Origin of the sequence: Neobacillus citreus, assembly GCF_018343545.2 — a bacterium.
In the GTDB taxonomy this organism is placed as follows: domain Bacteria; phylum Bacillota; class Bacilli; order Bacillales; family Cytobacillaceae; genus Neobacillus; species Neobacillus citreus.
This window is the reverse complement of sequence record NZ_JAGYPE020000051.1, coordinates 1-19,667: the sequence shown is the minus strand read 5'-3', so window position 1 is coordinate 19,667 and position 19,667 is coordinate 1. Positions and strand designations below refer to the sequence as shown.

The window sequence follows — 19,667 nt, the reverse complement described above, 5'->3', positions numbered from 1 at the left end:
TTACTCATCCTTCCTGCCTTTGGTTTTGATCCAATAGCCGTGAGTTAGTGTGTTCTCATTTCCTGATAAAGTCCCGATTACTTCGTTTATCGTCGTGTCGCTGCGAAACTGTTTATGGGTATTCTTTTTTCCAAAGAACACCCCCGATGTATCGCTGATATTGGTAATGTTGATCTTTCCCAACGAAAGTTTCATCCGAATTCAGCCCATTTCTTTTTTCGTTATCATATTCAGGGCGTGGGCGAATGACACAACTTTTCCGGGGGTTGGGCGAAATTCACCCATACATGCACTGTTCATTTGAATTCAAATTTAATGGAAGTATAACCGTCAAAACGAATAACCTGCAGGCCGAGATTTTCGTGGGGGAAGTGGGGAACCTGCCTTTAGCCGCCATTGCGGAAACGGAAGCCTTTAGAGGTTTTGGTAATGTTTTCGTTTGAGGGCGCGGCCTCTTCTTCAGACATGGCCTCTTGTTTTAGCTCCTGCTTGTCAATCTTTTGGATAATCGAAGCGGCGAAATCATCAGAGCTGGTAATATTCGTGCCAATCAGCAGCTTCCCGCTTAGCTCATCAATTTCGATGTTATCTAATTGAAAGGTGATGTTCTCCAGATAATCGATTTGTACTTTATCGATATGGATGCTCTTTCCGTTTGGTTCCTGCTGCTGCTTTTCAAGGAGCTCAATCATCCGGTCCAGCTTATCTAAAAGAAGGGAGTTTATTCCGTCATCGCTTTTCGTCTGCTTCTTCTTCCGAGAAAAAAACTTGAACATAAACTCCCCCCTTTGTTACGAATTTAAAAGGCTCGCCCAAATACTGCCTACTTCTAACTATATGACTTTGTTGGAGCGGTTATTCAGTGGTCTGGCTCGAGTGGTTGGGAAAGGATTGGGGAGATTTCACGGCAATTTTTGGCTGTTACTGTCCATATCAGCGGGTCCTACGGACATTTTAAGTTAATATTTTGCTGATTTTGTCCGAAGAAGTGGTACATTCGGACAATTTTTGTTAATTTGCCTCCGATTTTGTCCGAAGGGCTCGGTACTTCGGACAATTTTTGTTGAAATTCCCCTAGTTTTGTCCGAAGAGACCAGTACTTCGGACAATTCGAGTTAATATTTTGCTAGTTTTGTCCGAAGAAGCCCGTCATTCGGACATTTTGCATTCCTTTGCCCCTAGTTTTGTCCGAAGTAACACCTCCTCCGCCAAAAGACCCATTCCTCCCCCCAGCCCTTCTCCCCCTTAACGGTCTTGTGGTAAAATAAACCTGAATTTTCCTTTTAAGTGGGTGATGGCAATGCCTGTGTTAAGGCTGTCGAGAATAGAAAAAAGAACGAAGGTGGAGGGCCCTGGCTTAAGATACTGCATTTGGGTTCAAGGTTGCCCAATTCACTGCGAGGGCTGTTTTAACCCGCATACGTGGGACCCTAACGGCGGCCGCTTAATGGATATTGACGAAATCTACGAAGATATCAAACGTACTCTTGAAGCATCACCTGAACTAGAAGGCGTCACCTTTTTAGGAGGAGAGCCGTTTAGCCAAGCCCAGGCGCTCACCACCCTTGCGCAAAAAATAAAAGAGTTGAACCTATCAATTGTGACGTTTACAGGCTATGAATATGAAGCAATTTTGAAGTCGCCCAATTCAAGCTGGCACAGCCTATTAAAGGAAACGGATCTATTAATAGACGGTCCTTATATCCAAAGCCAGCATGACCTCGGCCGTCCATGGATTGGTTCGAAAAACCAGCAGTACCGCTTTTTGACGGATGTATATAAGCATCTCGAAGCAAAGCTGAGTGAGATTCCCAACAAACTAGAAATACGGCTCCATCCCGACGGCACGATATCCGCCAACGGAATGGCGGAGCCTATCGATTTACATATGTTGCTAGAACTAGATTACGAAAGAAGGAGATAACGAAATGAGTCTTGAAATTGTACTGGTTCCGTTGGCGATTGCGGTTACAAAAGAGGTTGTCGAAGGAATCGCCAACCGTTCGCAAAAAAACGATCAGGACTATACCGTCCTTCCGACTAGAATGAAGGATGAGTCCCTTCTCCAGCAAGCGCTCGAGGAGTGGAGCTGCTCGTTCCGAAAAGCAGAGACACTCGATTCACTAAAAACAAACAATGAAAACGAAGTGACGTTTATCGTCAACGAAGAGGGCAGCTACTCGCTTGTCCTCCCGAAATCAGCCGATATCAAGGCATTCGAGGAATGGATTGAGAAGGTGGAGGGCTCCTACACCCACTACCTGCAGCAACGAGTCTATCAACATTTACTGGAAAAGGCAAAGGAACAGGGAATGATTTTAGAAAAAGAAGAACTGCTAGAGGATCATTCCATTCAGCTCACCTATTTGGTGAATCGATAAAAGGGGGAGCAAGACTTGGCGAAAGTATATACAGACAGGGGCAGGAAATGGGAGATGTTGAACAGCTGGTGGATCATCTTCACGTTTCTGCCGATCGGCATGACCAGTTATATTGCATTTTTCTATGCCGGCACCAAAGTGAAAAACAAACGCTGGCGAATCTATGGGCTTGTTTATCTGGCAATCTTCCTTCTGGCATTTATCCCAACCTACACTGAATTCGAAGCGATGATTTTTCTGGCCTTGTGGATTGTTCCGATTATCCACGCCTTTAAAATCCGCCCAGCCTATTTGGTTCAGTTAGATGTGTTAAAGGCCAATGAAAAATTGTATCTGGACCAAGAGGTTTCGAAGCTTAGGCGGGAGGCGGAAGCGAAGTTTGGCAAGACGCAAAAGCCACCGCAGCCGAAAAGTGAGGCCCGCGCGAACCAGCAGGAGGCAAGCGCTGCACCAATGACCCCGCCCATCCAGCCGCTTTTTTCCAATGACCAAGGAATCAGGAAGATTAATATTAATCTAGCATCGGAAAAAGAAATTGCCGCTATCCCTGAAGTTGGGATTATTTTAGCAAAAAAAGCCGTCGTCAAACGCGAGGAATTGGGCGGTTTCCAATCTTTTGAACAGTTCGCGCAAATCATGGGATTGAAGGAGCACACGCTGGAAAAAATGAAGCAGCGTCTGATTTTCTCCGAAACTGACCATACTGATACACATATCCATTCTGGAAGAGTCATTGATTATTAAATAACTAGGGTAAGCCGGGGTGAGTTCCGGCTTTCTGTTTATACATAAGTAAAAGAAGGAGGAGAACCATGGCTATCGTCAAACAAAAAGGAACGAGAACACTTCTGGCAAACCTACTGAAGGCCAGATTTCCTTATTTATATATCCAAACCTGGGAGGAAGACCGCGTCCTATCCCTAATTCGCTCGGTAGCACAGGATTCGGAACTGATTAAAACACCACGCGAAGTATTTACCTGGAGCATCACAAAGGGGATTCAGGACCATAACCGGCAGTCGGTCGGCATCGGTGACAGCAAACAGCCGATGAAGGTGCTCGAGTTTATTGAAAAGCATGATAAACCGAGTATCATTGTGCTTCAGGACTTTCATATCTATTTCGGCGGACAGGGGCGGCATGCCGACTTTCAGGTGATCCGGAAGCTAAGAGATATTTTATTAAAAATAAAGCAAAGCCCGAGCCCAATTAATGTCATCTTTACGTCCCCGTTTCTCGTGATTCCAGATGATTTGCAAAAAGACATCACGATTGTCGATTTTGACCTGCCAAACTTCCAAGAAATTCAGGCAGTACTCGACGAGATGATTCGCGTCAATCAGCAAACGGGCCGGATTCAAATCTCCTTAACCACCGAAGAAAAAGAGCGACTTGCAAAAGCCGCACTAGGGCTGACCTTGTCAGAGGCAGAAAACGCTTTTGCCCGCGCAATGGTTGAGGATGGCCGGCTGGACATCAATGATGTAAATGTCATCTTGCAAGAGAAGGAACAAATCATCAAGAAAACAGGTATTCTCGAATTCATCGCCAGCGATTTAAAAATCGAAGACGTCGGCGGACTAGAAAACCTCAAACGCTGGCTTTCAAAGCGGAATAAGTCGTGGCTCGATTCGGCCCGCAAATATGGCTTGCCTGCGCCAAAAGGGGTGCTGATTACTGGTGTTCCCGGCTGTGGAAAAAGCTTAATCAGTAAAGCGATCAGTTCCATGTGGCAGCTCCCACTTTTAAGGCTCGATATGGGAAAAATCTTCAGTGGACTCGTCGGCAGCAGTGAAGAAAATATGCGCAAGGCGATAAAAACCGCCGAAGCAATTTCCCCGTCCATCCTCTGGATTGACGAAATTGAAAAGGGATTCAGCGGCATCACAAGCGGCGGGGACAGTGGGACCTCATCACGGATCTTCGGACAGTTTTTAACATGGATGCAGGAAAAAACAAGCCCTGTATTTGTCATCGCCACCGCCAATAATATTTCCGGCCTGCCGCCGGAATTGATGAGGAAAGGGCGCTTCGATGAAATCTTCTTTGTCGACCTGCCGACGCTTAGGGAGCGAAAAGAAATTCTTAAGGTGCATATCCAGAAGCGCATCAAGGATGAGGAAGTAAAGGGCGATTTCCAGTTAACGGATAACGTGCTGGACACCTTGGCAAGAAACTGCGACGGCTTTGTCGGCGCCGAAATCGAACATCTGGTCATTGATGCCTTGTTTGAGGCTTATTCTAATGACCGGCCGATTCGCCTCGAGGATTTCGAACGGGCGATTGCCAATACGGTGCCATTGTCAGTTACCCAGGCTGAGCAAATCCGCGGAATCCGCGAGTGGGCTAACGTCCGTGCCGTTGCAGCCACACCGCGGGAGGATCTCAAGGAGTATGGAAAAGACTCTGTGCTTATACCAGGCGGCGGATTGGAAAAGGCAGACAGCCAGGGTTATGCAGATGATGTCCGCTTTAACCGCGGCGGCAGGACAATCGATTTCTAAAAAGGGAGTGAAGAGGGTAGATGGAGGAAAAACTTCAAATCCGCATTTTTCCCGATGGCCGGATTGAGGCGGAAACATTGGGCATTAAAGGGGAAAAATGTACGGATTATATATTGATATTAGAAAACATTCTTAACGCCCAGGCCGTCCAAGCGGAATATACGAAGGAATTCTACGAAACCGAACAAGTAAACCTAGAGCAAACCCAGCAGAATACCTTAAAATAAACCAACTAGTTGGCTTTATCATAACCTGAACTCGCCCTTGTATGGGCGAGTTTTCTTTGTGCAGGGATTCTAAATACTTCTTTATCTATGGAGCAACAAAAATGTCTTTAAACTATAAATATCCATGCTCTAACATATCAAGTATTTTTTTGGCAAATAATAAACTTGTTAACAATAAATCGAGGAGGCCTAGTATGCAGCAGAATCAACAAGCTAAACCAAATACAGCATCTGTTATGAAACCAGAATTTGCCGGAACGGATGCTCAACAAGTTAAACAACAAATTCAAAAGGATGTAAGCGCAGGACAAGGTGCCATGACTTCCCGTGAGGCAGGAGCAATGCGCGATTAAAAAACCACTCTAAGTGGTTTTTTATTTTTATTCAGCTTACCCACGTGAAACTCCTTCCTATAAAATGGTAATTTAGTCTCTTTTTGTAGGACATTAGTTATGTGAGAATAAGATTATGGATAATTATGGAGAATCCCAAGCTGGTTTTGCAGCGTCAGAGATAGCATGCAAGGAGAAGAATGATGAATGTTACGTTAATTAATAAGGAGAGAATTCACTCGATATCCTTGCCGGAAAAGGTGCGGGGACAGTATTGGATCTACGATTCCAATGGCAAATCCTCCCGAAAACTGATCGGCATTGAAGGGGTCAATGGAGAGTGGATTTTAAAATCGAATAAGGATGTGAAGGTTCTCGACAATACCGGGAAGCCGATCCGAAATACGGTCTTGCAGCCGTTAAGCATATATAATTTAGGGCTTTCTACCCAGGACCAAAAAACGATCATTTTCACAGAGCCCACCACGGACGACCGACAAATTTTTACAAAATACTTGGTTGACCGAGATATCGAGATAACCATCGGCCGGACCGAGCAGAACGACATTGTGCTGGCCAATCGTTTTGTCTCGGCATCCCATGCGAAGCTGTCCTTTCATAACGGCCAGTGGCGCATCGAGGATCAAAACAGTTCAAACGGAACCTTCGTCGATGGCGAAAGAGTGAAAAGCAAAGCCCTAAAGATTGGCGACACTATATACATAATGGGTTATAAAATGATCCTCGGCAGCTATTTTGTTGCTTTTAATAATCCGGACGGAACGCTAACCATCAAGACCCATGCGTTAAAGCCGTTCATACCGCAACCGGTTGAAACCCCGGATGAGGAAGAAGAGTACGAAGTGCCGGAAGTTGACTACTTTTACCGTTCGCCGCGTTTTAAGCGCGATGTCGAAAAAGCGGTTATCAAGATCGATTCCCCGCCGCCGAACGCGATTGGCGAAGAGATGCCGATGATGCTGGTAATTGGCCCGTCGATGACGATGGGGATGGCCTCAATGGCGACTGCGCTTTTTGCTGTCAACAACGCGATGGCGACCGGCGATATTTCAAGGGCGATTCCGTCGATCGTCATGTCGTGCAGCATGCTGCTTGGAACCATCCTCTGGCCAATTCTAACCAAAAAGTTCGATATGCGGCGCAGACGGAAAAAAGAGAAAATTCGCCAGGAAAAATACAAGGATTATCTCGACCGAATCGCTGTCGTCTTTAATGAGGAAGCGGAAAAGCAGGAGGAAATTCTCCGGGAAAATCATGTTCCCATCAGCGATTGCATCAACCGGATTGAAAATGTCCAGCGCAATCTGTGGGAGCGCGGCCCCGGCCAAAACGACTTTCTGAAATTGCGGGTCGGCACAGGCAGCGGCCTGCTTGCAGCAGACCTTACCTATTCGGAGAAAAAATTCTCGATTGACGATGATAACCTGCAGGAAGAATTGTACACCTTGGTGGAATCGCCAAAGGTTTTGAAAAATATTCCAATCACTCTATCTTTATATGAAAATCATATTTCTGGCGTCATCGGCACCCGCAAGCAGACAATCGAGTTTGCCAAAGGGTTGATTTTTCAATTGGCTGCTTTATATAGCTACGATGAAGTGAAAATGATTTTCGTCTATGACCAGGAGGAGGAAGCACAATTCGGCTTTACAAAATGGCTCCCTCATGTGTGGAGCAACGATAATAAATTCCGCTTCATTGCCACCAACAACAATGAGGTGAAGGAAGTTTCGGCGTATATCGAAAAAGAAATCGAAATCCGTGCGGATACCAATGACAGCGAGATGGAGGATGTCAAGCCGTACTACATCGTGTTTGCCCTAAGCAAAGAGCTCGCCTTCAAAGCCGAGATGCTGAAGCAGGTGTATGCGAAGAAAGAAAACCTGCATATCAGCGTCGTCACTTTTTATGATGAACTGAAGAACCTGCCAAAAGAGTGCTCGATGGTGGTGGAGCTGGAAGAAAACAGCGGGAAGCTGTTCGACAAAAACGATATTACTGGGAAGACGACTTCTTTTACACCGGATATCTTCCTAAACGGTGCCGACCCTTACCAGTTGAGCGTGAAGCTGGCCAATGTTCCGCTTGATGAGCTGGCCAATTCCTTTAACCTGCCGCAAATGGTCACGTTCCTGGAATTATACGGTGTGGGCAAGGTGGAGCACTTAAACGCTTTGACCCGCTGGAAGGACAACGACCCGACGAAGTCACTGGAAGCGCCGGTTGGCGTCGACACTCTCGGCGAATTGTTCAAGCTTGACCTGCATGAAAAATTCCACGGCCCGCACGGCCTAGTCGCCGGTATGACGGGTTCGGGTAAAAGTGAATTTATCATTTCCTATATCCTGTCGCTGGCGGTAAATTACCACCCGCATGAGGTGGCGTTTATTCTAATCGACTACAAAGGCGGCGGGATGGCGAAATCGTTTGAAAAATTGCCGCACACAGCCGGCATCATCACGAACCTGGACGGCGCGGCGATCAAACGCTCGCTGGTGTCCATCGAAAGTGAATTGAAGCGCCGCCAGGCTATTTTTGCCGAGGCCAGCAAGCTGGTTGGCGAGAGCAATATCGATATCTATAAATATCAAAAACTATATCGCGAAGGAGTCGTCCGCGAGCCGCTTCAGCATTTGTTTATCATTTCCGATGAGTTTGCCGAACTGAAAACGCAGCAGCCGGAGTTCATGACGCAGTTAGTCAGCGCCGCTCGGATTGGCCGGAGCCTGGGCGTCCACTTGATTTTGGCTACACAGAAGCCGAGCGGTGTCGTCGATGACCAAATCTGGAGTAACAGTAAATTCCGGGTCAGCCTGAAGGTACAGGAGCGGGCCGACAGTATGGATATGCTGAAGCGTCCGGATGCAGCCGAGCTTACCGATACAGGGCGATTTTACCTGCAGGTCGGATATAACGAATTGTTTGAAATGGGGCAGTCCGCTTGGGCCGGAGCGCCATACTATCCGTCCGATAAGGTGGTTGTGGAAAAAGATAACAGCGTTGTCGTCATCGACCGAAACGGCCGCCCGATGAAACAGGCGAAAATCGATAAACGGAAGAGCTTGTTTGCGAAACCGAAAAAGCAGCTTGATGTGATTACTGAATATTTAAGTAATATCGCGGATGAGGAACAAATCAAAATCCGCCCGCTCTGGCTTGAGCCAATTCCAGCGCTAATCCTCTTGGATGATATTCGGAAAAAATACAAAGCGGATCATGGTAAGTGGCTGCCGCCAGAAAATAAGCCAGCTGATCTCCAAGAGGCCGTCAGTGAAATTGCGGCAGCATCGGAAACCGTTCAGGCTGACTTACGGAAAACGGCCCAGGCCGTTAGCCGAGCGGAGTCCTATAAGCTTAATCCGGTCATCGGCGAATACGACGATCCGGTCCACCAGCAGCAATGCCTGCTTCGCCTGCCGCTCACCGACGAAGGCAACACGATCATTTACGGAGCAGCCGGTACCGGCAAGACGACCTTCTTAAATACGATGGTTTATTCGCTCATTCATGAGCATACCCCGGACGAAGTCAATCTCTATCTATTAGACTTTGCTTCGGAAACATTGAGGGCTTTTTCAAAAGCGCCACATGTCGGCGATGTCATCCTTTCGTATGAAAGCGAAAAAGTCAGCAACCTGTTTAAAATGCTGCAGGGCGAAGTGGAAAAGCGGAAGAAGCTGTTTGCCGATTACGGCGGGGATCACCGGTCCTATGCCGAGGCAACGGGCCAGAAAGTTCCGGCGATTGTCGTTGCTATCCATAATTTCTCTGCATTCACTGAGATTTATGATGAAAAGGAAGATGCAGTCTCCTACTTGTCGCGTGAAGGCACAAAGTATGGAATCTATTTCGTCCTCACCGCACTTGGAACCGGCGCTGTCCGCTTCAGGCTGCTGCAGAACTTTAAGCAGCTAGTAACCTTGCAATTAAATGATGAGGCCGATTATGCAACGGTCGTTGGCAAGACGGATGGCTTATTCCCATCGAAATTCAAAGGCCGCGGCCTCGTCAAGCGGGATGCTATTTATGAATTTCAGGTCGCGCAAATTACCGCCGAACCCGTGCCATATCCAACTATTCAAGCAGAATGCGAGAAGCTGCAGGAAGCCTGGAAAGGAACAGCCGCTAAGAGGATTCCGATTTTGCCAGAAAAAGTGGACCACGAATTCCTGGCTGAATATTGCGGTTCAAAGGGAAGTCTGAGCATTCCAATTGGCGTGGAAAAGAACTCGCTGCAAATTCACTATTATCCGTTCGGCAAATCCTATATCCATATGATTCTATCATCCGGAAGGGAACACGAGTTGTTCGTCCATGATTTATCCCAGTTCATGGTGCAACAGGCAGGCTTAGATATAACTGTGATTGACGCTGAGCAAAGTTTTATTGAGAAAAACAATGCCGGTTTCAAATATTATTCAACAACCAAAGAGTTTGAGGAGATAATGGCAGATCTTTTTGATCTCGTCGTTTACCGCAACAACACCTTCAAAGAGGCACTGGAAGAGGGCCGGGAAGTGGCGCAATTTGAGCAAAAGGTGATTATCATCAATTCGGTTGCTGCTTTAAAAAATGCTCTTTCGAATCTGGGGGCTGAGAAACTTGGCTTAATTCTGGAAAAGGGCGACGAAAAGTATAACGTGACTGTTATTTTTGCTGAACAATCCAAGAATCTTTCCGGGCTTACCTTTGACAAATGGTACAAACAACATATTCACAGTGGAAATGGTATCTGGATTGGCAGCGGCATTACCGAGCAATTCCAGCTCAAGCCGGCCAAAACCACTTCCGAAATGCGCGAGGAGATGCCGGCAGAATTTGCTTACTCCCTTCAAAACGGGAAGGCCGTCAAGGTCAAGCTATTAAACTCGCAAAAGGAGAATGATTACAGCGATGAATAAAGTACTCGTGGAGATTTTCCTTCCTGCTGCCGCTCAAAGCTACGAAGTGTATATTCCGTTGGAAAGCCAAATGAGCGAGGTTCTCACTCTGGTGTCATCCCTTCTGGGCGACCTGTCTGATGGCAAGTACAAAGCGACAGGCAGCGAGGTCTTATGTGATGCTGAAACAGGAATTATTTTCAATATTAACATGCCAGTTGCCGAACTAGGCATCAAGAACGGTTCGAAACTCATGTTGATATAAATTTTTACAAAAAGAGAAAGGAGAATGACAAATGGCGAAAAGAATTAGAGTCACACCTCAAGAGCTTGAGGCGGCATCCAAAAAATTAGCCGAACTATCCGAAACCTATACAGGTATCTATACCCAGCTTATGCAGGCAGCAAACACAATGGGTGAAGCATGGGAGGGCGAGGATAACCTTGCTTTCGTTGATCAGATCAACGGCTTCAACCAGGATTTAAAACAAATGGCCGATAAGCTTCAAACAGCAAGCCGCACGCTTGATACGCAGCGCGCCAACTACGCTGCTACTCAAGAAAACAATATGGTTCAAGTTAGAAAACTAACAAACTAGGAAGGAGTGACTAAACAATGGCAGGTTCCATTAAAGTAAGCACGGCCCAGGTGGCTGATATTGCGAATACGATTGAAAGACTGAACCAACAACTGATGGAAGAATTAAAAAACAGCCAAAGCACGATTAAAAATCTTACCAATACATGGGAAGGGGAAGCAGCACAAGCAACTGTTTCCGCTTACGACGAGTTTTCTGCGAAGTACTTCCAAACCTATTACGACATTCTTGATAACTATGTAAAGTTCTTACGTGTCAATGTTGACCAAGGCTACTTTGAAACAGAAACAGCCAACGTTAACTTGGCTGACGCTTTTAAATAAACGAATTTTCGGAAAAAAATATGACGCTAAAGGTGATGGCATGCCAATCGCCTTTAGCTTGACTTTGAAAATAATTCCGCCCGGATGAAATAGATACTGATACTTGGTTTTTCTCAAAGAAAGTGGGTATTAATATGCTGAAAAAAATATTGAAAAAGGTGAGTGTCATCGCAATGGGACTATCAATTTTTAGCTTGATTGGCTGTAGCGAAATGGATAAAGAGCAGGCCGCCGATGTCGAAAAGCTGCTCCAAAAAAAGTATCACCAGGAATTTGAAGTGACCCATATTGGCGGCCGATATGGGACAGCGACGAATGATACGGTTACCACTTATGTCCACCCAAAGGACCAGAAGGACTTGGTATTTAAGGCGGTTACGACAAAGGATGGAGAGCTCGTGAGTGATGGCTATATTCCAAGTCTGATTAGCAAGTCCTTCAATCAAATTATCACTCGGGAGCTTTCTTCTGCAGGAATTGAGAGTGAAACACACACAGTAGCGATGGAAGCAGACAGTTCGGCGGAGACCAATCCGGATATTTCTTTGGAAGAATACGTTAAGGCTTATAAACCAGGCTATTTTTCAGGAGATATCATTGTCAAGGAAAAGCCTGATCTATCACCGGAACAGTTTGAAAAGGCACTGACTGCGGCGTATCAAGCCGGGGTAAACACCGCCTATCAAGTGACTGTTCATGTGATTGCGGAAGATGAATATGACAAATGCGTAAAGAAATTTAAAGAGGTTCCTTATGTCACCAGTTCATGGTTTATTGACTACAACGTTGTAAAAGAATTTGACGCAGTTGCGGATGCCAATGGCTATCATTTTGCCGATGCTTCGGCAACAGCTAAGGACGGTGAATAACATTGGCAGATAAGACTGCTTTAACAGAGCAAGAATTGAAGTTTGCCACCGATATCGCTTATCTGGATCTGGAACTCCTAAAAGACAAATCGCGCAAAAACATTCCTGGTTCTGTTGGTGCAGGACAAAGCCCGGACAATACTGTCGGGGGGCTTTTGAAAATGAAGGCGGACGGTAGCTCAAACTATTCACAGGGCCATTTTGATCAGTTGACTAAAGGCAAAGACGTGGGTAAAGATCAAAGTGTCAGTCTAGATGCAGGTAAAATCAATCAACTGCCTAGTGAAGCGATGGATTGGAAAATTGTCAAAACGTTTGACCAAAATAACCCTGGGCAATCAGGTTTCTATGGTGTCGTTATAGAGACCGATAAAGGCTTAATCGTCTCCTTCCGCGGCAGCGAATCGCCCTCAGAGTATCAAAATATTCAGCAGGACTGGCTCAAGGCTGATGCTGCTTTAATCTCTGGCAGGCTTACAGACCAACAAAGAGATGCGCAGCGATTTATCGATGAGCTTAAAAAAGACGGCTATTTTGACAAGTATGACAATATTTCGTTTGCCGGGCATTCGTTAGGGGGAAATCTTGCGGAACACGCGACCTTCTACGCGGCAAAGCTTGGCTTGGCCGACCGGATTGATAGAACGATCAGCTATGATGGACCGGGCCACTCCAACGACTATTTGGAAGCGCACAAAGAGGAAATTGCTTTGGCAACGAGTACGGTACAAATGGATCATGTTCTGCAATCTCTGGTAGGCGGCATACTGCAGCATGCCGATGGGGTGAACTATTTTTATGCCGATTTAGTCGGAGAAGGTGCGGTTCAGCATGGTACGGAAAATGTACACTTTGATGAAAATGGCAATATTGTGCGAACCGACCAGCCTAATGCTTTATCCACCATCATCTCAAAGTATATTACATCGCCATTTACGCAAGGCTTGGACCGCCTTATTAGTCCTGCGGTAGGTTCTTTTTTAACTACTGCTTTGGTTGCCATAACTGACGCCGGCTGGAAACTAAAAAATGCCTTATATCAAGATGGAAAAATGACCACTGCCGGAAAAATTCTAGCGGTAACCGTGACAGTCGCTCTCGTTGTCACAGCCATCGTTGCGGGCCCTGCTCTGTTGGCGGCAACCGTTGCCCTGGTGGAATTTGCGTTTGTTGCGATTGGATATGTGGCACTGTTTGTTGCTTCGGTGATTGCATTTGAGGTTCTAAGTGATGTTGCCGATGCAGTTGCGGCGTTTGCGGCCTATGTGTTCACGGACTTGATTCCGGAAATTATTGACCGGGTGGCCGAAGGGGTGGCCCAATTTGCGAACTGGACCAAGAAACAGCTGACAGAATTCCGGGATATGCTGGCAGAGAAATTTAATCATTTTCTTGGCGACTTGAAAAATCTATTTGGTTCCGGTCCGAAAGCTGTTCCGACGCCGCATATTCGGATTGACACCTATAAACTCAGGGCTTACGCGAATCGGCTGGATTCGGTGAAAGCGCGGATTTCCGAAGTCGATTCGAAATTGAATTATCTCTATCTATCAGAAGGCCTGCTTGACATCATCCATTTGGCGATTGCAGAAAATCTGCCGACAAAAAGGCAGATGAATAAAGTCATAGATTACTTGCGGGATACGGCCGCCGACTTTGACGAAGCAGAAAATCGGATCATGAGTATTTAAGGGCAGGGGGAGAAAGAATGAGCGGTTTAAGCAGTGCAAAAGCAGAATTAAGCAGTATTATTTCCGAGCTTGAGTCCATCGAAGCGGGGCTCCGCCATGATTTTAAAGGGATTGGCAGCGAAGTCGCCGCGGCCCGCATCCGTGATTTTATTGAGGAATGTGAAAGGGCAAAGCGAAGTTTAAGCAGGGTAAATCCATCTAATCTATCAGAAGCCTTTTTAGCGAAATTAGGGATAGGCAAAGGCTGATAAGGGGGCAGTGAAGCGATGAGTCAAATAAAAATTGATACGGCGAAGGTCGTAAACACGGCCAGCCGGATTACCACGATCAATCAGCAAATCGATGCTGAGTTTGCACGAATGGAGAAGGCCATCGCGCATTTGAACGGCAGCTGGCAAAGCAGAGCTTCGGATCATGTCATCGGCCGTTTCCATTCTATTAAACATGCTTTTAAAGACAGCCGGTTTCAGGTGATGCAGAACTATTCCAAATTCCTTGTGCAGCAGGTATCGGACGGCTACAACAAGACGGAGACCGTCAATACAAATTTGGCAGACTCTTTTAAATAGGAGGAACGGAAAATGAGCTCTTTCATCGATGTCGATTACCGGGAGTTTGAAAAGGCGGCTTCCGCTGTGGAGGACTATGTGGATAGGCAAAAACAAAAGATGTCCCAGGCGAATCAAGAGGTAGCCTCCCTTGGGGCAGGCTGGCAGGGCCAGGATTTTGAACGGCTTCAGTCCAAATGGAATGAGCTGGATAACACCGGTTCCACAGCCGTAAACCTGCAAAAGAGCCTCAAGGATTACGCGGATGTGCTCCGGTATGTGGCCGATCAATATAAAAAAGCGCAGAAAAAGGCGATTGATCGAGTGAATAGTTTATAAGTTTAGTATTTTAAAGCAGGAGATAGCTATGGGAAAAACAACTGTTGAACAGCAGGCAAATAAATATTTGGTCGTGAACAAGCTGATTGTACCCGAGGCCATTAATGAACGGGAACTGAAGGGCATTGCAGCGGGACTGTCTGGCAGTCTTTTGCCGGTTACGGCCGAGAAGACGAAAAAGGGACTCGTTCTAAGGTGTTATGTCGAGGGGATGATGACGCTGCAATCCTATTTCAGCGGGATTGTCAGTAAGAAAATGTTCTTGGGGACGATGGCCAGAATTGCGGCGGTTGCCAAGGAATGTGAGAAAAACTTGCTAAATGTAAGCAATCTCATGTTGAATTGGGAAACGATTTTTCTCGACCCGCGGACGAAAGAGGTCAAATGCATTTACTGGCCGATTGTCAACAACCAAAACGCGAGTGTAGTGCCTGACTTTTTTAACGATATTACCTTTCGGGTAGTGTTTAATAAACACGAAGACAATGGCTATGTGACCTCCTATTTGCAATATTTCCGCAGCCATAGCCCATTTTCAATTAATGGTTTTGAAAAATTATTGTTTGAATTGCTGGGGAAAACAGTCGACAACAAGGGGTACCTGCCGTCCGGTTCGACGGGCAGTGTGGGCGAAGGTCCGCGGGAATCCGGGAGGATTGGGTATGGGACCGGAGCTGGGAAAACCGGGAATGCGGCCAGCGAAAAAGCTCGCCCCTCGAGCATTGCCTATAATCCGTTTGGCAATCAATATGATTTTTCAAAAAAATTAAAGGCATGTCCGCAGTGCGGGGCCAACAGTATGGAAGATGCCAAATTTTGCTCGGCGTGCGGGGCGCCCTTGGAGGGGCTGGCGGGCAGGCTTAAGGCTGCTGCGGAAACAAAAGAGCCTTTTGCGGCAGTGCCATCCGAAACGGAACATTTCAGTGGAACGACGGTTTTGGGTGTTGAGGATATTGGCGGGACAACGGTACTTGAGGCTGATGTGTACGAAGAACCCCGCTTCCCTTATCTGGTCAGGGAGAAGACGCAGGAAGAAATCAGCGTCGACAAACCCGCCTTTCGGATTGGCAAGGAGCGCAGCTTTTGCGATTATTTCGTTTCCAGCAATAATGCCATCAGCCGCAGTCATGCAGATATTATCACAAAGGGCGGCCGCTATTATATCATCGACAATAATTCTACCAACAAGACTTATGTCGATGGCCGGGTGATTCCGGTTATGAAGGAGATTGAAATCTTTTCAGGTACAAAGCTGCGCCTAGCTAATGAGGACTTTACTTTTTATATATAGACTGTTTGGCGTCTACGGACAAAACCAATGGGAAAAGTAGAGGAAGTGTCCGTAGGAATTGCGTCTACGGACAAAACCGTTGGAAAAATCAGAGGAAATGTCCGAAGGCAAGGCACCGATTATTTAGGCGAGGAGTTTAGACAATGGAAGTGTTATCCACGGCAGTTACAGATAAGGGGATTAAGAAACCGACGAATCAGGACAGCCTGCTTATAAAGGTTGCCGAAACATCGATGGGAGAGGTCGTTTTAGCTGTCATTTGCGATGGGATGGGCGGACTCTCCAAAGGGGAAGTGGCCAGTGCCAGTGTCGTTCGTGCGTTTTCAGAGTGGTTTGAAACTGAACTTCCGGAACAGCTTGCCCGGAAGGATTGGGACGATATCCAGTATCGCTGGGAGCGGATCATCAAAGAGCAAAACCAACGGATTGCCGAGTATGGGCGCAGGGTGAGAATCCAGCTAGGCACGACGATTACTGCGCTGCTTCTCATCGACACCACGTTCATGCTGATTGGCCATGTCGGAGACTCGCGCGTCTATCGAATCGGGGAGAGGCAGCTTGAAATCCTGACAGAGGACCAGACGGTGGTCGCTAGAGACCTGAAGCGGGGTACGATTACGCCGGAGCAGGCTAAAACTGACCCTCGGCGAAATGTCCTCCTACAGTGCATCGGGGCATCAAAGCTGGTTGAGCCTGAATTTATCCATGGCCGCGCAACCCCTGGCGAAGTCTATATGCTTTGTTCCGACGGGTTCCGCCACATGCTTACCGAGGAGGAAATTTTCCAAGCATTCTCCCCGCAGGTATTGACGGACGAAGCGGTAATGGAAACACACGCAATCACTTTAGTGGAGCTTAATAAGCAAAGACAGGAAACAGACAATATCACTGTGCTGCTTGTAAAAATTCAGTAGGGATGGGGATTTCACGTGGCAGCAATTGGATCCGTTATAGATGGAAAATATGAAATACTGAAGCAGATCGGCCAAGGCGGGATGTCCAAGGTGTACCTGGCCATGGACAAACGCCTCAACAAGCAGTGGGCCGTGAAAGAGATTGAAAAAAGAGGCAGGGACAAAAACAACGAGGTCATTATCCAGAGTGCCATCGCCGAAGCGAACATGATTAAACGCCTCGACCACCCTTCTTTGCCTCGGATTGTCGACATCATCGACAACGGCAAAGTTATTTTTGTCATCATGGATTATATCGAAGGGGAGCCTCTGAGCAAGATTATGGAGGAGTATGGCGCCCAGCCCCAGGATCTGGTGATTGAATGGGCGAAGCAGCTTTGTGAGGTGCTCGATTATTTACATACCTGCAATCCGCCGATTATTTATCGGGATATGAAGCCTGCAAACGTGATGCTGAAGCCGGACGGCAATCTGAAGCTGATTGACTTTGGGATTGCCCGTGAGTACAAGGAGCAGAATCTTGCAGATACGGTGAGTTTAGGGACAAAGGGGTACGCAGCACCGGAGCAGTTCGGCGGGAAAGGACAGACCGACCCCCGTACAGACGTTTACTGCTTAGGCGTAACACTCTATCATCTGGTGACCGGGCACAACCCATCCGAGCCTCCTTATGAGCTTTACCCCATCCGCCAATGGAACCCCTCGTTGTCGGGCGGTTTGGAACGGATTATTGAAAAATGCACCCAGCTGAATCCGGATGATCGTTATCAATCGTGTGCCGAGCTGATGTATGCGCTGAACCATTACGAAGAGGCTGATGACCTTTATCGCGCCAAGCAAAAGAAGAAGCTGCGCGGTTTTTATGCGCTGGCGGGGGCTGCTGTGTTGAGCCTGGGCATTGGCATTCTTGGACAGGTGATGAATATTCAAACGAATAATGCCGATTACAATAAAACGGTTCAGATGGCGGAGAAGGCTGCAACCGATAAGGCGAAGATTGATTATTTTTTAAAAGCAATCGATATTAAGCCGGTTGAAACGAAGGCCTATTTGGGATTGCTCGGCGCATTTAAGGGGGATGCTGCCTTTTCAGTCGAGGAGGAGGAGCAGTTTAAGAAAAAAATCAACGCCCACCTTATCGAGTTTCGCGACAATCCAGAGTATCCGGACCTCGCTTTTGAAGTCGGAAAAATGTATTGGTATTACTACGACTATGGAAAAAGTGAAAATAGCGACAATCAGATTACGAGAATGAAAAGCTCCATCCAATGGTTCGAGGATGCCGTCCAGTACGGCTCGAAAAAAAACGATTATTACGAGATGGCCGTCATTTACCGCGATATCGGCCGTTTTAACCAGAATATCACCCTCCACATCGAAGAGGCTTCGGACAAAGGCAAATACAAGCCGTATTGGGAAAACATCAAGGGGCTGATTAAAATGGTTGATAAAAGCCCAGAAGAGAGTGAAATTGTAAAACTTGAACTCTATAAATTGACGATGTATTCGATTGAAACCTATGCCCGAAAGTTTAAATTGGATGGCGTGAAGGAAAGCGACCTTCGTGCGGTGACAGAGGCCGTCAAGCAGAGTACCAAGGATGTCGAGGTCACCGCAGAGAAGACGGAAACAATTAAGAATGACGTTGTCGACCGCTTTGCCCTCACCGAAAAAGCTGTTGATAACGCTTTTCGGAAGGAATAGGGGGTGAGGAACATGGGAGCAACAGCATGGCAAATCATTTCCATCGTCGGATATTCCCTCGCCGCCGTATTGTTCATTGTGACCGTGTTTTTATTTTTCAAAATGAACATTTTGGCCATTATCGGCGATTTGTCTGGTCGAACCGCCGCCAGGCAGATTGAGGAAATCCGCGAACGAAACAAGATGACAGGCAGCAAGCGCCACCAGCCGGATGCCTTTAATCTCGACCGCGGGTCGTTGACGGAGCCGGTCGGGGTTCGCAGGCTGTGGACGGGGCGGACTGGGAATACAGGCAGGACCGGAAATACGGGAAATACGGTCATGAACGGGAACACGTCTGGTGGTACGGCGAGGCCGGGGGATACTGTTAGCCCTGGATTTACTGGGATGGCTAGAGGGAATACGGTAAGTACTGGCACCGAGTTTAATACTATAAACACGGGTTTTACTGGAAAAGTAGATCCTAGAGTTTTCGAGAGTGGCTCCTCTGAAGCAACCGAAGTGCTGGCGAATGCCGGGACGGAGGTGCTTTTCCAGGCAGATGAACATCTACCAGAAGGTACGGCTGTCCTTTTAAATGAAACCGAGGTCCTTCTTGAGAGCAGTACGGAGGTGCTGTACGAAAGTACAGAGGCATTTGAGCCTGGTGTAGTGTTGCTGGATTCAGGAACCGAAGTATTGGATTCAGGGACCGAAGTCTTGGAAAGCGGCACGGAGGTTTTAATAGAAACAAATGAAACAACCGTATTAAACCCTGCCGTTGAATTGGAAGATGAAGAAAATGCCCCAATTGTAAAGGTAGAATTTAGGATAATTAGAGATATCAAGATTACGCATACGGATGAAGTGATTTAGAAAGATTCATAGGACCACAACCCGTACAAAGGGAAGCTCAAATGGTCTTATAAAAGGTTCATAAGACCAAAACCCATGTGGAAAAGGGGCCAATTGGTCTTATAAAAGGTTTATAAGACCAAAACCCGTGTAAAAAAAGGGGCCAATTGAGGTTAGTCTAAAAAGTGGACACGTAAAAATGAGATTTAG

Annotated in this window: 21 protein-coding genes; 19 read left to right on the top strand and 2 right to left on the bottom strand. The window is 46.8% G+C overall.

Translation table 11 applies throughout. The annotated features are described in order from the left end of the window. The gene (locus KHB02_RS22040) at positions 1 to 183 is read right to left on the bottom strand and encodes a hypothetical protein (protein WP_213143935.1); all 183 of its coding nucleotides are present in this window, start codon (positions 181 to 183) and stop codon (positions 1 to 3) included. Positions 184 to 386: 203 nt separating this feature from the next. Then, positions 387 to 776 (bottom strand): hypothetical protein, encoded by a 390-nt coding sequence (locus KHB02_RS22035; protein ID WP_213143936.1) that lies wholly within the window; start codon positions 774 to 776, stop codon positions 387 to 389. 524 nt (positions 777 to 1,300) lie between these two features. Here KHB02_RS22035 and nrdG point away from each other — a divergent pair. From nrdG to KHB02_RS21940, 19 genes are all read left to right on the top strand, one after another. Further along, positions 1,301 to 1,924, top strand: a complete 624-nt coding sequence (gene nrdG / locus KHB02_RS22030; RefSeq protein WP_213143937.1) for an anaerobic ribonucleoside-triphosphate reductase activating protein — start codon at positions 1,301 to 1,303, stop codon at positions 1,922 to 1,924. Between the two features lie 4 nt (positions 1,925 to 1,928). Further along, positions 1,929 to 2,381, top strand: a complete 453-nt coding sequence (locus KHB02_RS22025) for a DUF1257 domain-containing protein (RefSeq protein WP_213143938.1) — start codon at positions 1,929 to 1,931, stop codon at positions 2,379 to 2,381. Positions 2,382 to 2,396: 15 nt separating this feature from the next. Beyond that, the gene (locus KHB02_RS22020; protein ID WP_213143939.1) at positions 2,397 to 3,125 is read left to right on the top strand and encodes a ComEA family DNA-binding protein; all 729 of its coding nucleotides are present in this window, start codon (positions 2,397 to 2,399) and stop codon (positions 3,123 to 3,125) included. 68 nt (positions 3,126 to 3,193) lie between these two features. Continuing rightward, a complete protein-coding gene (locus KHB02_RS22015) occupies positions 3,194 to 4,885 on the top strand; it encodes an AAA family ATPase (RefSeq protein WP_213143940.1) in 1,692 nt (563 codons plus the stop codon). Between the two features lie 20 nt (positions 4,886 to 4,905). Beyond that, positions 4,906 to 5,112, top strand: a complete 207-nt coding sequence (locus tag KHB02_RS22010) for a DUF2997 domain-containing protein (RefSeq protein WP_213143941.1) — start codon at positions 4,906 to 4,908, stop codon at positions 5,110 to 5,112. A 194-nt stretch (positions 5,113 to 5,306) separates the two neighbouring features. Next, positions 5,307 to 5,465 carry a hypothetical protein gene (locus KHB02_RS22005; RefSeq protein WP_213143942.1) on the top strand — a complete coding sequence of 53 codons (159 nt, stop codon included), beginning with the start codon at positions 5,307 to 5,309 and terminating at the stop codon, positions 5,463 to 5,465. Between the two features lie 179 nt (positions 5,466 to 5,644). Then, positions 5,645 to 10,366 carry a type VII secretion protein EssC gene (gene essC, locus KHB02_RS22000; protein WP_213143943.1) on the top strand — a complete coding sequence of 1,574 codons (4,722 nt, stop codon included), beginning with the start codon at positions 5,645 to 5,647 and terminating at the stop codon, positions 10,364 to 10,366. Beyond that, positions 10,359 to 10,610: a ubiquitin family protein gene (locus KHB02_RS21995; RefSeq protein WP_213144477.1), complete on the top strand. Its 252-nt coding sequence runs from the start codon at positions 10,359 to 10,361 to the stop codon at positions 10,608 to 10,610. The genes essC and KHB02_RS21995 overlap by 8 nt, the downstream gene beginning before the upstream one ends. A gap of 31 nt (positions 10,611 to 10,641) precedes the next feature. Then, positions 10,642 to 10,944 (top strand): WXG100 family type VII secretion target, encoded by a 303-nt coding sequence (locus KHB02_RS21990; RefSeq protein ID WP_213143944.1) that lies wholly within the window; start codon positions 10,642 to 10,644, stop codon positions 10,942 to 10,944. 17 nt (positions 10,945 to 10,961) lie between these two features. Next, positions 10,962 to 11,267, top strand: coding sequence for a WXG100 family type VII secretion target (locus KHB02_RS21985; protein WP_213143945.1), 306 nt, complete (start codon positions 10,962 to 10,964; stop codon positions 11,265 to 11,267). Between the two features lie 134 nt (positions 11,268 to 11,401). Then, positions 11,402 to 12,136, top strand: coding sequence for a hypothetical protein (locus tag KHB02_RS21980; protein WP_213143946.1), 735 nt, complete (start codon positions 11,402 to 11,404; stop codon positions 12,134 to 12,136). A 2-nt stretch (positions 12,137 to 12,138) separates the two neighbouring features. Next, entirely contained in the window at positions 12,139 to 13,827 is a 1,689-nt protein-coding gene (locus tag KHB02_RS21975; protein ID WP_213143947.1) for an Mbeg1-like protein, read from the top strand. 17 nt (positions 13,828 to 13,844) lie between these two features. After that, positions 13,845 to 14,075: a hypothetical protein gene (locus KHB02_RS21970; RefSeq protein ID WP_213143948.1), complete on the top strand. Its 231-nt coding sequence runs from the start codon at positions 13,845 to 13,847 to the stop codon at positions 14,073 to 14,075. Positions 14,076 to 14,093: 18 nt separating this feature from the next. Next, a complete protein-coding gene (locus KHB02_RS21965; protein WP_213143949.1) occupies positions 14,094 to 14,396 on the top strand; it encodes a WXG100 family type VII secretion target in 303 nt (100 codons plus the stop codon). 12 nt (positions 14,397 to 14,408) lie between these two features. Continuing rightward, complete coding sequence (locus KHB02_RS21960) at positions 14,409 to 14,714, top strand: WXG100 family type VII secretion target (protein WP_213143950.1); 306 nt, start codon at positions 14,409 to 14,411, stop codon at positions 14,712 to 14,714. A 28-nt stretch (positions 14,715 to 14,742) separates the two neighbouring features. Continuing rightward, on the top strand, positions 14,743 to 16,005 hold the full coding sequence (locus KHB02_RS21955) for an FHA domain-containing protein (protein WP_213143951.1): 1,263 nt from the start codon (positions 14,743 to 14,745) through the stop codon (positions 16,003 to 16,005). A gap of 143 nt (positions 16,006 to 16,148) precedes the next feature. Continuing rightward, positions 16,149 to 16,919 carry a PP2C family protein-serine/threonine phosphatase gene (locus KHB02_RS21950; protein ID WP_213143952.1) on the top strand — a complete coding sequence of 257 codons (771 nt, stop codon included), beginning with the start codon at positions 16,149 to 16,151 and terminating at the stop codon, positions 16,917 to 16,919. A gap of 15 nt (positions 16,920 to 16,934) precedes the next feature. Beyond that, a complete protein-coding gene (locus KHB02_RS21945) occupies positions 16,935 to 18,623 on the top strand; it encodes a serine/threonine protein kinase (RefSeq protein ID WP_213143953.1) in 1,689 nt (562 codons plus the stop codon). A 12-nt stretch (positions 18,624 to 18,635) separates the two neighbouring features. Beyond that, on the top strand, positions 18,636 to 19,478 hold the full coding sequence (locus KHB02_RS21940; protein ID WP_213143954.1) for a hypothetical protein: 843 nt from the start codon (positions 18,636 to 18,638) through the stop codon (positions 19,476 to 19,478). Positions 19,479 to 19,667: the final 189 nt, after the last annotated feature.